This is a genomic window from Sulfurovum sp. AR, from assembly GCF_000296775.1.
GTDB lineage: Bacteria > Campylobacterota > Campylobacteria > Campylobacterales > Sulfurovaceae > Sulfurovum > Sulfurovum xiamenensis.
This window is the reverse complement of the sequence record NZ_AJLE01000001.1, coordinates 156,952-169,543: the sequence shown is the minus strand read 5'-3', so window position 1 is coordinate 169,543 and position 12,592 is coordinate 156,952. Positions and strand designations below refer to the sequence as shown.

Annotated in this window: 11 protein-coding genes; 2 read left to right on the top strand and 9 right to left on the bottom strand. The window is 35.4% G+C overall.

Annotated elements, in window-relative coordinates:
- Positions 1 to 109 precede the first annotated feature (109 nt).
- Positions 110 to 1,480: a protein-disulfide reductase DsbD gene (locus SULAR_RS00805; RefSeq protein WP_008241941.1), complete on the bottom strand. Its 1,371-nt coding sequence runs from the start codon at positions 1,478 to 1,480 to the stop codon at positions 110 to 112.
- A 103-nt stretch (positions 1,481 to 1,583) separates the two neighbouring features.
- On the opposite strand from SULAR_RS00805, the gene SULAR_RS00800 reads away from it, so the two are divergent.
- Positions 1,584 to 2,453 (top strand): DMT family transporter, encoded by an 870-nt coding sequence (locus SULAR_RS00800; RefSeq protein ID WP_008241939.1) that lies wholly within the window; start codon positions 1,584 to 1,586, stop codon positions 2,451 to 2,453.
- Positions 2,454 to 2,464: 11 nt separating this feature from the next.
- Here the strand turns inward: SULAR_RS00800 and SULAR_RS00795 are convergent, their stop codons facing one another.
- The 8 genes from SULAR_RS00795 to SULAR_RS00760 form a co-directional block, all read right to left on the bottom strand.
- Positions 2,465 to 3,397, bottom strand: coding sequence for an alpha/beta fold hydrolase (locus SULAR_RS00795; RefSeq protein ID WP_008241937.1), 933 nt, complete (start codon positions 3,395 to 3,397; stop codon positions 2,465 to 2,467).
- A gap of 8 nt (positions 3,398 to 3,405) precedes the next feature.
- A complete protein-coding gene (locus tag SULAR_RS00790; RefSeq protein WP_008241936.1) occupies positions 3,406 to 4,011 on the bottom strand; it encodes a bifunctional 2-polyprenyl-6-hydroxyphenol methylase/3-demethylubiquinol 3-O-methyltransferase UbiG in 606 nt (201 codons plus the stop codon).
- 27 nt (positions 4,012 to 4,038) lie between these two features.
- Entirely contained in the window at positions 4,039 to 4,554 is a 516-nt protein-coding gene (locus SULAR_RS00785; protein ID WP_008241934.1) for a methylated-DNA--[protein]-cysteine S-methyltransferase, read from the bottom strand.
- 2 nt (positions 4,555 to 4,556) lie between these two features.
- Positions 4,557 to 4,907 carry an MmcQ/YjbR family DNA-binding protein gene (locus tag SULAR_RS00780; RefSeq protein WP_008241932.1) on the bottom strand — a complete coding sequence of 117 codons (351 nt, stop codon included), beginning with the start codon at positions 4,905 to 4,907 and terminating at the stop codon, positions 4,557 to 4,559.
- Positions 4,908 to 5,032: 125 nt separating this feature from the next.
- Entirely contained in the window at positions 5,033 to 5,302 is a 270-nt protein-coding gene (locus tag SULAR_RS00775; RefSeq protein ID WP_008241930.1) for a hypothetical protein, read from the bottom strand.
- A gap of 9 nt (positions 5,303 to 5,311) precedes the next feature.
- A complete protein-coding gene (locus tag SULAR_RS00770) occupies positions 5,312 to 5,590 on the bottom strand; it encodes a hypothetical protein (protein ID WP_008241929.1) in 279 nt (92 codons plus the stop codon).
- Between the two features lie 24 nt (positions 5,591 to 5,614).
- A complete protein-coding gene (locus SULAR_RS00765) occupies positions 5,615 to 8,620 on the bottom strand; it encodes a hypothetical protein (RefSeq protein ID WP_008241928.1) in 3,006 nt (1,001 codons plus the stop codon).
- A gap of 62 nt (positions 8,621 to 8,682) precedes the next feature.
- Positions 8,683 to 10,107: a hypothetical protein gene (locus SULAR_RS00760; RefSeq protein ID WP_008241927.1), complete on the bottom strand. Its 1,425-nt coding sequence runs from the start codon at positions 10,105 to 10,107 to the stop codon at positions 8,683 to 8,685.
- Positions 10,108 to 10,253: 146 nt separating this feature from the next.
- Between SULAR_RS00760 and SULAR_RS00755 the strand changes: the two genes are divergently transcribed.
- A complete protein-coding gene (locus tag SULAR_RS00755) occupies positions 10,254 to 12,377 on the top strand; it encodes a Sel1-like repeat-containing protein kinase family protein (protein ID WP_008241926.1) in 2,124 nt (707 codons plus the stop codon).
- Positions 12,378 to 12,592: the final 215 nt, after the last annotated feature.

Here is a 12,592-nt window from a genome sequence, read left to right as displayed (position 1 = left end):
TTCTTATTTGAAAAATTATAACTAAAATGCACAGTCACTTGGCAACAATACCTCTCTTTCCAAAACATTTACAAAGAGAGGTGTACATTTGATGCGTTTGAAACCTTTTTTACTCTGCTATAAGATCTAATGTATCATAAAATTCTTCAGGTTCTTGATACCCGTAAAACTTTGCATCTTTTATCTCTTTACCATTAGGACCGATGAAGACAAAACCTGGAGGTCCAAAAACTTGGAACATTTGTTTGATCTCTTCTATCTTTATATCTGTTTTCTCACTCATGTTGACACTCACGGCTACATAGTCTTTTTGAAGTTTTTCTTGTACTCTTTGGTCTTTAAAAGTCGTGTCCCTTAAGTGTTTACAGACCGGACATGTATCGGTATGGAAAAAGACGACCATCGTTTTGTTTTCATCCATCGCCTGTCGTCGTTTTATATCATAAGCTGTAATATTGGCGATCTCCTCAAAAGGCAATGCACCGGAGAGTTTGACCTTACCATCCTGCAGATATGTTACAGAGGTTTTAGGAAGAGGATAATAGATATCTTGTTCTCCATACCCTGCACCTACCATCAGTATGGTACCCCATATCAGTAACACTGTAGCCAATGCTTTTTGAAGTTTTTTCCATCCGCTGCTCTCACTGTCAAGTGCCTGTGTCGCACCAAGATAGATACTGATACCCACGGCATAGATACCCCAGAGTAAGAGGGTATTCACAAGTTCAAGCGTAGAAAATATCTCTATAGCTACACCAAGAAGCAGTGCCCCGAAGACATATTTCACCTTCTCCATCCATGCACCGGATTTAGGCAGTATATATCCGGCACCCACACCCAATAAAATGAGCGGTACTCCCATACCTAAAGCCAAAAAGAACATCGTCATGGCACCCAGTACAGGATCACTTGAAGAGATCGCTACAGATAAGAACGAGATCAGTATAGGTGAGACACAGGCACCCAGGATCAGTGCTGAGATCATTCCAAGCAGGAAGACCATACCCAATTTTCCACCTTTGAGACCTTGTGACTCTGCATTTAGTTTAGACTGTATGAAGGAGGGAAGCTCTATCGTAAAAAGTCCGAACATGGACAATGACATAACAACAAAGACCATACTCATCGCACTGATAGCCCAGATATTTTGAAAATAGGACTGTAACTGTTCACCTGTCGCTCCTGCCAGTGCACCCATAAGCGCGTAGGTCACTGCCGTACCCAGAACATAAGAGACAGAGAGTATCACCGCTTTTGTCTTGGTAATATTTTCCCCCTGACCTGCAATAACACTGGAGACTATCGGTACCATCGGTAGAACACAGGGTGTGAAGGTCAGTAAGATCCCCGCGACAAATGCACTCAACATCATATGAATCGTACTTTGTACAAACATACTCTCTCCGGCAAAAAGAGAGGTACTAGAGAGTAGAAAAAAGAGAATGAGAACCGTTTTTTTAGAATTTTTCTGATACATATACCCTGCCTTGATGATTTATACTTATTATCTTACTCTATTTAGGCTGTACTTTATGTGTAGTAGAGTTTCGATACAATAAGTTAAAAAACAAAGGGAACAGATGACAAAGGAAAGAGAAGGTGAAATACTCATGGTTGGCCTTGCTATACTTGAGTCCTGGTTTCCCATATTCTCTATCGTCGCTATGTCCTACATAGGGGCACTGCATACCTATACCTATTCTCTTTTCATCGCTTTAATCTTTTTTATCGTAATCATGTTCAAACGGGATAGATTTAAAGAGCTTAAGAACAAAGAAGCCTACAAAGACCTGCTGCTGACAAGCTTTTGGATCACTTCACTCTTTGCATTTGTTTTCATAGGAATGCGATACACTACGGCTGGAAATATGGCAGTCATTATATTCCTGCAGCTGCTTTTCTCTTACCTCTACTTCAATCTCTTTGGAAAAGAGAAGATGCATACTTTACATCTATGGGGTGCTTTTATTATGGGGATTGGAGCGCTCATCATCCTCATTCCTGATGAACTGAGATTCAATAAAGGTGATCTGCTTATCTTGGTTGCAGCTGCCATTGCACCTATTGCCAATCTCTACCAGAAAAGAGCGCGTGAATTTTGTTCTTCAGAGACCATTCTGGGATTTAGAACATTCGTTGGTCTGCCTTTTATAGCCCTTATGGCATGGGCCTTTGAACCTGCTGTAGAGTACGATGCATTTGTGGCGGCTCTGCCTTCATTACTGTTTATCGGTATTTTGATCTATGTCGTTTCAAAGATCATGTGGATAGAAGCCTTGCACCGTACATCCATCACCAAACTTTCTGCCATGCTGGGACTGGTCCCTATGATGACGCTTATCTTTGCCTACTTCTACCTCCATGAAGTGCCAGAACTTCGTCAAGTCTTAGGTATCATTCCTATACTTGTAGGTGGGTATCTTCTAACGAAGCCGTTAAATGAAATATGAGCATTCCGGCACTAAGGATGATGCACTTGTTTGATGAACTTTTCAACCTCATCAGCCGTTCTTTCAGGATCTTCCAGTATCGGTACATGTCCTATCTCTTGCAAAATGACCAGTTTACTGTTCTTAATGGTCTCATGAAACAGTGTTGCATTGTCTATATGTGTCATCCTGTCTTTGTCTCCCCATAATATCAGTGTGGGGATATCGATCTTTTTTGCAAGCTCATTGAAACAACAGACATCTTTATACATATCCTCATAGAGTATTTTTTCCAGATCACGTCTTTCACACTTCTCTTTGAGCATGGCCTCTTTAATGATATCCGGGATATAGGGAGGCTTGTAGAGAGAATAGCGTAAAAGTGTTTCCAGCCGCTCTTCCGTGCAGACATCATAAAGCGGGTTTTTATCGGATCTTTCTACGAGTTTCACACCGTCGCTTTTTGTTTTCACCATACCCATAGTATCTATGAGGATAAGTGCTTTGAGTGTCTCTGGATGGTTTATTGTATAGTGTAGAGCAATGGACCCTCCCATAGAGTGACCAAAAAGGTAAAAGCCTTTCAAATGTTTAGCCTCTATAAAGGCATACACTCTTTTTGCCTGCTCCGACATCGTATATCCCAACGTCTTTTCTGAAATACTCTCCCCATGTCCAGGAAGGTCTATCACAATGACATGATACTTTTCATCCATTGCTTCGATCAGTCTGTTCCATGTATCCTTGTTCCCGCCAAAACCGTGAACGAACAGCAGTGTTTTATCACTTTTGACACTATTTTCAAGGTAGACTATCTTTCCAAAATCCAAAGTGATACATTTTTTCTCCAACTCTGCAGTGTAACGTTCATAATGCATCACCATACTGTAGAGTTTTGTTGCACTGTCCGTCGTCAAACTCAACACTGCAATTAGGAGAATAAGGATGATCTTTTGGATCGACATGTGTTATCCTATTTTCTGTACAGTGCACAACACTTATAGGGTGCTACGGGTTTACTCTCTGTTTCTTTCTCAATATACACTTGTTCCAGCCCTTCTTTTTCAAAAAGCGTAAATTCATCTGCATACAATGGCCATGGTGGTCCACCATAATTATCTGTATCATCCTGTGCATGCGCATAGACAAACAGTTCTCCCTCTTTGGCCACAAGAGAAACGATGATACCCACCAATTTTTCTCTATCTGAAGGAGGTAAAGACTGAATGGTCAGCCCTTCATAAACAAAATCATATTTCCCCACAGAAGATGACGGCATATCATAGATATCGCCTACATGAAAATCAACCTTGCTATCAGAGTGTCTCTTCTTCGCCAGAGCTATAGCCGAAGGAGAGATATCCAATGCTTCTACCTCATAGCCATATTTTTCCAAGATCAGTGCATCATCACCTAACCCGCATCCGATAACCAGTGCTTTTTTACCTACAACAGGTCCTTGCATGGCTAAGTGTTTTTCCAAATAGACGTTAGGCGCAAGTGTCGCCCATGGGATAGATGAAAGATCATCATGGTCTGCATTCTCATAGACAGACTCAAAAAAGTTTTTCTTTTCCATTTTTACCTACTTTAAAATATAAAATGATTATATCGTAAAGATATTTTGTTCAAGTGCCAATAGCTTTTTCTTTGCTTCCAAACCACCAGCATAGCCCCTCAAAGAACTATCAGATCCGACAACACGATGACAAGGTATGAAAATAGACATAGCATTGGCACCTACAGCTGAGGCTACAGCTCTTACTGCTGTTTTGTTGTCAATATTTTGCGCCAAATCCTTATAAGAAACAGTGGTACCAAAAGAAATTTGAAGAAGTCCCTTCCAAACAGACTTTTGAAACTCTGTGCCAACCAACAACAAAGGAATATCAAATTTTTGACGTAAGCCTTTAAAATACGCTTCCAGTTCCTCTTTAGCCAAATTCAACACCTCACTCTCTTCTTCGACAAAAATGGCATGAAGACCCTTTTGCACTCTTCTATCTATACTTTCTCTACCCTTTCTGTATCGCCAGTCAGCCATACAGAGTTTATCGTCATAGGAACCTAAGATCATTTCTCCGACAGGTGTTTGGAAGTATTGTATACTTATCGTATTCATCTTTAACCCAGTAAGGCTTTTTGTTTCTTGGTCAATTTCTCATACACCAGATCATAAGAGTGGTCTATCAGCTCTTTCACTGTTTCATCATCTACATCGGAATCCTCTACTGTTACTGTGTTCCAATGCTTTTTATTCATATGGTACCCTGCTATGATACCTTTATAGAGAGAACGTAGCTCTAAAGCATAAAGCGGGTCAAATTTGAGATTGACTGATATAGGTCTATCCTCTGAGGTCAAAGCAAACATTTTTTCAGCAATGCGATAAACACGAACCTTTTCATCAAAAGGATAATCAAAAGTCACACCCTGCTTAGCACGTATATATGTATCTAACTGTTCAAAGTTCATTATCTACTTTTCCCATCTGAAAGTATTATCTTTATAAATGATACCATAGATAGAATATTTTATGAGATTTTCATTACAACTTGGACATTCTTTCATAAAATTATTCCTTTTAAATCAATTTATTGTTAAAAAACCATTTTACTAATGCAACTTATAAAAACAATAATCAAGCCACTCAATGTAGATACTTTTGCAATTTTCTTCCCGAACCTTGGTATATTTAAATTAACCCTATCTCCAAAACTAATATCTTTTTTATTCTTCAGTGCAAGATCTTCTAACTTCTTTTTAAAAGCAGGAGCATTTCTAAGATCCCAATAAATGGTTGCATGTAGCCACAGACCAAATATTATTAAAATAATCCCAACAACACATAAATACCGTAGGTCAAACATCAGTATCCTTTATTTTATAATGTAATCAAACAATAACGCTAAACCCAATAATGGTAGTCCAACTTTATAGCCAATATTCCTAACCTTTGTAAAATAGTATCTAGCCCAACTATCTTTCATTAGTTTTTTTTCATCTTCTGTACGTATATCTAAAGGTTTTTTAGAAATGTTTTCGTAATCTTTAAACTGAGTGCTATTTAAGTGACAACCAGCATAAATTGTTTGAACAACAAATAAAAATACTCCTACCCCTATAAAAAGAATACCAATAATTCCTATGTAATGCATTACTTCCCTTCTCCATTCCAATTATTATTTTTGCATTGTCTTATACAATGGTGCGTACTCTTCTTGCTTGTTATATGGGATACTTTCATTAGATAACGGATCACATTCAAGACGCATATATTCTTTTAGAGATAAAACACGTTTGAGCTTATATCGGTAATTATCCCTTATTTTATTGCAATCTTTGAATTGATTAAACATATCTATAACTTGTAAATGAATTTCTTTGCTATTTGTATTTAATAATCTACCAATATATTGGTAGTCTACATATCCATTGTCATGAAATTCTTCTAAGATACTTTGGATCATTGCTTTCTGAACAAAAGGATTTTTTTCTATATCGGTTATGAGGTAGTCTAAATGTTCATGTAAATATCGATTGTCAGAAGCAATTATTCTTGATTCTAATTGCAAAAAATATTTTGGCATGGTTTCTAGCATGCCCTTGTGAATTGCTTTTATTTTTGAGTTTTTATCTCGAAAATAACTACTGTTCCAGTATTGCTTCCAGTCAGTTTGAAAAATTGCTTTTTCTAAAAAGTCTTTAGTTGATTTTATTAACTCTTTCTTTTCAACTTCATTACTATACTTTGCATAAAATTTTATATATTGAGCATTTATTCCCCATCTATCAGCCTCATTATCTGCATAAAATGTTTTTACCTTTTGTGCTGTAATTCTTTTTAATGGATCCAAAGGTACAGCTGTTTTATCTGTTATTAAAAAGTCATACAGAGTGCTAATACGTGTCCTAAAAGTTCCATATGTTTTCATCTCAAAGTCATCCTGACAAATATTTGTATTTAACTGATCCTCTTTACACCCCAATTGATCAAGTTTCTTTAACAAGTTTGTTAATGATTGAACTGCTAACTTCTGAGCCCTTAAAGGGTTTTCTTCATATAAAATCTCCAAATGTTCTTTTGTGATATAGTCTTCTTGCTCCCACACATCCCAATAAATTGTTGTGTATGCTTCATCAGTTTTACGCATTGATGCAATCATAAGTTTAACACGCTCATTATCCTTATATTTTGTCCAAATACTTTCAATTAATATTTCTTTCTTTTTCCTAAATTCAGGAGTTTTTTTATACACCCTAAATCTCATGAGATACTCTAGTAAGGCTGGAACTTCATTTGAGTATGAAGAAAGGTTCTCTACCCGTTTATCTAGAAAACTAAAAAGCTCTGGTTGCTTGTGACGAAACTTTTTGACACTCAATGCTCTATAAAAGTAGAAATAACCTTTTTCATCATTTGGAATGGCATCGACAATTTGACTGATCTGATCAAGAGTTGCTAGTTTCAGTAACTGCATAAGTCTGTCGTAATTATTCCCAGTTTTAACTCCTTGCAATATACTTGCAAAATACTGATTTGTAAGTTGTGATTTTTCAGGTAATTTAAAATTTGTTTTTCTTTTCGATAGTTCTTCAATTATTTTATTTGATAATTTTGCTTGAATGATATCGGGTCTGTACCATTTTTCTATGTCTTCATCTGTGAGTGCTTTATGGTCTTTATGCAGTAGGGAAAGAGCATCTTTGCTGGAAGCATTAAAATACCCGTCATTATTACTAATGACCAGCCATTCTCCTTGGCTCAAAGCATAAAAACTTACCCCGTTATGAGTAAAACTAAACTCTTTTTCTAACCACACCTCGCCACTTCCAGGATCACATATGATTGATTTACCTGTAGATTTTTCACGTTTTTTGTTTCCCTGTTCTATAAAGGTTCCATTCTCTAAATTCACTCTTAACTCTTTAAAAGCACGTTGCCCATAGGGTTGAACAAAGGCAATTTTGTCATCACTTTGCATCTTTATAAGGTAACTTGCATTTTCCCAATGACTTCGGTTAAATTCAGGGCCTATTGAGTACCAGAGCATCTGACCCTTTTCTACATCCCAGCCATACATAGTGTTTACCCACAAACTGACACCATATGATGCATCTGTACAGCTGCCTATAATAGGCATCACTTCTAACGAACGGCTCACAGCATTTTCTATCTTGTTTGCATCTTTAATGTTATAAGCCTGCATCGATTTTCCCCACAGAATTAAAGTGTCATCATACAAGAGGCAATTACGTGTTTTAGATGTATTAAGATTCCGTGGAAGTGAAAAAATCGGTTCGCTTTTATTTATATCATATACATAGACAGGCTCATTTATAGTCAGAATAGCAAATCTTTTTCCTGAGGGGTCCATGCATCCAAATTTAAAACGCCCTGCTGGTTTAGTATAGGACTGAATCACTTTCTTTTGTGTAATATCTTGTAGAATGAGCTCTTTTGCATCAATAATTTGTTTGCCATTTGGAAGAATATTTTCACCTGGGAAATCCTTTACTTTTGTTCCAGTGAGGACATTGATATAGTCATATGTATGACTTCCAGTTGAAATTTTTAAAACATTATCTCGTATGTCATTGAGATAATGTTTAGCTTTGAAATCTGTCTTGTAAATTGTCTCTTTGTACTCTTTGGTTCTAAGGTTTAATGTTACAAGCCTTTTTTCACTCTGATTTAAATGCGCTATATTAGCTGTGTTCCCTGTTCGCTGCATTTCTAAAATACGTTTGACGATGTCATCTTTTTTAGGCCTGTCTATTTCTTTGATAAGATTGACAATGTAGCCGTTTTTACGCATATCCATTTTGGCTATTTGTCCACCGTCCCTTCGCTCTGTATAATAGAGACGATTTGTACCTGTATCATCATAGTAAGTAAAATCATGATGGGTTAAAAGCACAAACCCTTCTTCTGCAAAGTCACAATCCCAAGCGCTACCTTTAAAAGTTATCTTTTTAATCACTTTGAAATTTTTTGCATCCATGAGACTCACAGAGTTATGACGCATTACCAAAAGGCGCTTTTGATCTTTACTCAGTACTATTTTCTTAATTCTATCGGCATCGTCCGTTTTTTTAAAAACAGTATAAACCTGTGGAAAATCTACCGATCCAAACAAAGTTGAAATCAACAAAGCTAAAATCCATAAAATCTTTTTAATTAACATACACATTCCTACTTCTATAAATATTTTAAATTCATCATTTGTAAAGTTTTTTATCACAAAAATTACAACTGTGCAGCATATACTATTCTTGAAACACGTTGATTCTTAAACCAGTATATAACTCCATTTGATCGTTCTATTAATACTTGGTGAGTACCTTCAACATTTAAGTCCTTACTTATCACATCATATGAAGTACCAATCTTATATCCATTAACATCTACATAATCTTCATCATAAATAATAATCGTGTTTATATGACCTGTAGCATCTTGAATCGTAACATCTACTTTATCAAATCTATAGTTTACGTTGTTACTGTTATTAATCTTGGCTATTATTTCACCTAAAACATTGACAACATCAGATAGGGTTGAACTCCCAACCCTAAGTCCTCTATACTCAGTAGAATAGCTATGAATTTGTTTATCTCGAATTGGCGCTTGAGTATTTTTTAAGAGTTTGTTTTGTGTAGATATTTGATTTTGGTTTGAGTCATTACAAGTTACAGTAAGCCCTAACGTATTCTCAAAATTTAAGTGAGAGTTTTTTGTATCTAAACTATTAGGCATAATAAGATAAGAAACCATTCGGCTTGTTACCTGTTTTTGTTTTGATTTTTTGGAATGAGCTTTTAAAAGCTTTTTATACTTTCTAATACCTTCTTCCTGATCTACCAGATACTTCTTGTCTTTTGCACAATCAAATAGCTTATTATTCACTTTATAAAACAAGATAAAGGATGAAAGAATAAACTTGTTGTCAATGAGGTTTCTATAAGGACTATACCAGCCTTTATTGGGATCAAGGACACGTTTGTATTGATTTTTGTGTTCCTTAGCATAATGTTCTACTAAACTATTTTGCCATTTATATATATTTTCAAACCGTTGATATAGATTAAAATCGGTGCTGACTTTTTCCATATTTTCTTTATTAAACAAAAATCCTTTAGGATGTAAATGAAAATCATAAATATATAGATGAATGAGATCTATATAAACTTCTAAGATGTCTTCACTGATATCGGGTGTATTCTTGTCACTCAACTCATACAGTGATAACAACTTGATATTCTCATACACTTTATCGATAAAGTTTTTTGAAACCTCTTTTCCATATATTCGAGCCATAGAACCATATCTTGCACGGACAGAAAAGTTGTAGGGTCTTACTTCAAACATATCAAACCATATCGCTCTTTCCGCTTCATTGTCCGGAATCTTATTTATGCCCTTATGATAAAAATGATCTCGGGGAGCCTTTAACGGATACAGTATGGGGTTAAGAAAATCTATACGTACGGTTTTGACAAAAAATGTGTAATACACATGGAACATAGTTGCATTTACAAGATCTGTTCTTGCTTCCTTTAAGTTCATAGGAGCATGTGAGACATATCGCGTATAAACATTTGTATAGACAACTACATTAAGAAGTATGAAAATGGTTAAAAACATGTAGAAATACTTCTTAATCTGTTTCATGTGTCCCCTTTTTTTAGTTTTTTGATTCTATCGATATTAAGATTTAATTAAGCTTTCTCATATACTAATCCTATATAATAATTTTTTTTATATATAAAACTAAAAAGATAAATGATATTTACTTCTTTTGTTTTCAAGGATATAGAATGATTGATAATCTGTATGCACTATCGCAAGGTACGCAAGTTAGGCATTATTGGATAAAGAGTGTAGTAGCAAGCAGTAACGATACAATTACATACCATGTCGAAGATATGCGTTTAAATCGTCATATGTTTTTAACTGAATTTTTTCCAAAAGATATTGCTAAACGATTTATGGAAGAGGATGATACATTTATGGTTTATGTTCATCCAACAAAAAATAAATCCTTTAATAGTCGTAAAACAATATGGACAGATACTGCTGGTAAACTTAAAGACTTTAGCCATCCATATATGTCGCGCGTAACTGGTATTTTTGAAGCTAATGGAACTGTATATACAGTCTCAAACTATATTGAGGGACAAGTACTGCAAAAGAGCTTACAGGATAATGTCACCTCTTCATATACAGAAGAGCAAATTTGTAAGTTTGCTACATCGCTCACAGAACTACTTCTAGCATTACAACATAATGGAATAATGATCAATAGCATACAGGCGGATATGCTATACATCTCGAAAGATTTTAAAGTACTGCTTGCCGGATATAATGAGTTTGTTCCCTATTCCAAAGATGGTACTACTCAAATAATATATGGGCTTGGATTGTTGATGTACACTATGGTAAATAACAATGTACCTGTAACAGCAAACTCCATTAAGCTACTTACGCCAAATAGCAGTTACTCTATACTTTTATGTGAGCTTATCAACAGTATGGTATCTACTGATCTTAATAATAGACCCAAAACACTTCAAGAGATCAAAGCACTGCTTCATAATATTTTTAGTGAACCTGTAGAGAGGGTTCAACCTATAGTTCCAAATAAACCAAAAACAGATTTAATTTCTTTAAAACTAAGATTAGGAGCACTTACGGCCATCATGCTTTTTTCTATCTATCTACTCTTTACGCAACCTCAAAAAATGCGTGTAGAAGATGTTACAGTATTTGATACTTTTCGTTACCATTTGGTTGCATATTTTGGAAATTCTGAAGCACTGCGGGCACTTGGACAGATCTATGAAAGAGGTTACAGTGTTGAACAGGATAAAGCCAGGGCCTTAGAGTGGTATGAAAAGGCAGCTAAAAATGGAGATGTTTTCTCACAACTTCATCTTGGAGAGATCTATCATAAGGGTTCTATCTCTATAAAAGATGATCATCGGTCTATTTATTGGTTAACCAATGCTTCTAAACAAAATAGTAAAAAAGCCAAAATAGAGCTTGCCCAAATATATATTGAACAAAAAAATAAGAAGAAAGCACTTGAACTGTATCTTGATCTTGCTAAAAATGGAGATGCATATGCCCAAAAGCAAGCAGCATATCTTATGGTCTTTGCTGAAGGAGAAAAAGACTTTAAAAGCGGATATAACCTCTTCCTTAAAAATGCCCAAAAAGGTGATGCCTCTTCACAATATGCATTGGGATTTATATATGAAAATGGTAAAGGAGTTCATGTTGATCATCAAAAAGCACTTCACTGGTATGAAAAGGCCGATCAGCAGGGTTATAAAGCTGCAAAAGAGAGAATATCCTATTTAAAAAATAAAAATAATACCAATAAAGTTCCTAAGTACAATGAGACATGGGCTTCAAGATCCTTTGATCCTGTTACTTCTCAACAAATTGATGCAAGTGAACAATATCATATTGCCAGAAGTCTGGAATACGGTATAAATGGGATACAAAAAGATGAAAAAAAAGCATTACAACACTATTTGAATGCTGCAAATCGAGGTCATATTCAAGCACAATATAAAGTTGGAAGGTTTTATCAACAAGGTAAAGGCACTCAACAGAATCATCATAAATCTTTGTATTGGTTCAAAAAGGCTGCTGCACAAAACGATGTATACGCTTACTATGAAATCAGTAAATTGTATTATGCAAATAAAGAGATACCAAAAGATGAGAAAAAAGCTTTTATGTGGTGTGAAAAAGCTGCAATCGGCGGACTGGGTGTAGCTCAAGGAATGCTAGGTGCACGTTACGAATATGGATGGGGAGTGGGAATAAATTATAAAAAGGCACTTTACTGGTATGAAAAATCTGTAGTGCAAGGATATAATAATGGTAAAACAAGATTAGAAAAGCTCAAAAGGAAGTTGCATATACGTTAATAGTACTTTAGGTGTTCCCTATCGAACAGTCACTTAACTTAGAAACATTGACTTGATTAAAAAGTATGAGCATAATAACCCTATAAAATAATAATAAGAAATTGAAGCAGGCTTCTTATACTCAAAAAATAACTGTTTTCAAATAGCTTCAAGCAACTTTAACATTACTAAGGTAAAGTAACAAAAAATAGATCATTATGAATGTTCAAAAAGGA

Bases quoted from the DNA above. Each gene is read 5' to 3' on its own strand.
- SULAR_RS00800 (WP_008241939.1), top strand. From the start codon at position 1,584: ATGACAAAGGAAAGAGAAGGTGAAATACTCATGGTTGGCCTTGCTATA.
- SULAR_RS00755 (WP_008241926.1), top strand. From the start codon at position 10,254: ATGATTGATAATCTGTATGCACTATCGCAAGGTACGCAAGTTAGGCAT.
- SULAR_RS00775 (WP_008241930.1), bottom strand. From the start codon at position 5,302: ATGTTTGACCTACGGTATTTATGTGTTGTTGGGATTATTTTAATAATA.
- SULAR_RS00780 (WP_008241932.1), bottom strand. From the start codon at position 4,907: ATGAACTTTGAACAGTTAGATACATATATACGTGCTAAGCAGGGTGTG.
- SULAR_RS00805 (WP_008241941.1), bottom strand. From the start codon at position 1,480: ATGTATCAGAAAAATTCTAAAAAAACGGTTCTCATTCTCTTTTTTCTA.
- SULAR_RS00790 (WP_008241936.1), bottom strand. From the start codon at position 4,011: ATGGAAAAGAAAAACTTTTTTGAGTCTGTCTATGAGAATGCAGACCAT.
- SULAR_RS00765 (WP_008241928.1), bottom strand. From the start codon at position 8,620: ATGTTAATTAAAAAGATTTTATGGATTTTAGCTTTGTTGATTTCAACT.
- SULAR_RS00785 (WP_008241934.1), bottom strand. From the start codon at position 4,554: ATGAATACGATAAGTATACAATACTTCCAAACACCTGTCGGAGAAATG.
- SULAR_RS00760 (WP_008241927.1), bottom strand. From the start codon at position 10,107: ATGAAACAGATTAAGAAGTATTTCTACATGTTTTTAACCATTTTCATA.
- SULAR_RS00770 (WP_008241929.1), bottom strand. From the start codon at position 5,590: ATGCATTACATAGGAATTATTGGTATTCTTTTTATAGGGGTAGGAGTA.
- SULAR_RS00795 (WP_008241937.1), bottom strand. From the start codon at position 3,397: ATGTCGATCCAAAAGATCATCCTTATTCTCCTAATTGCAGTGTTGAGT.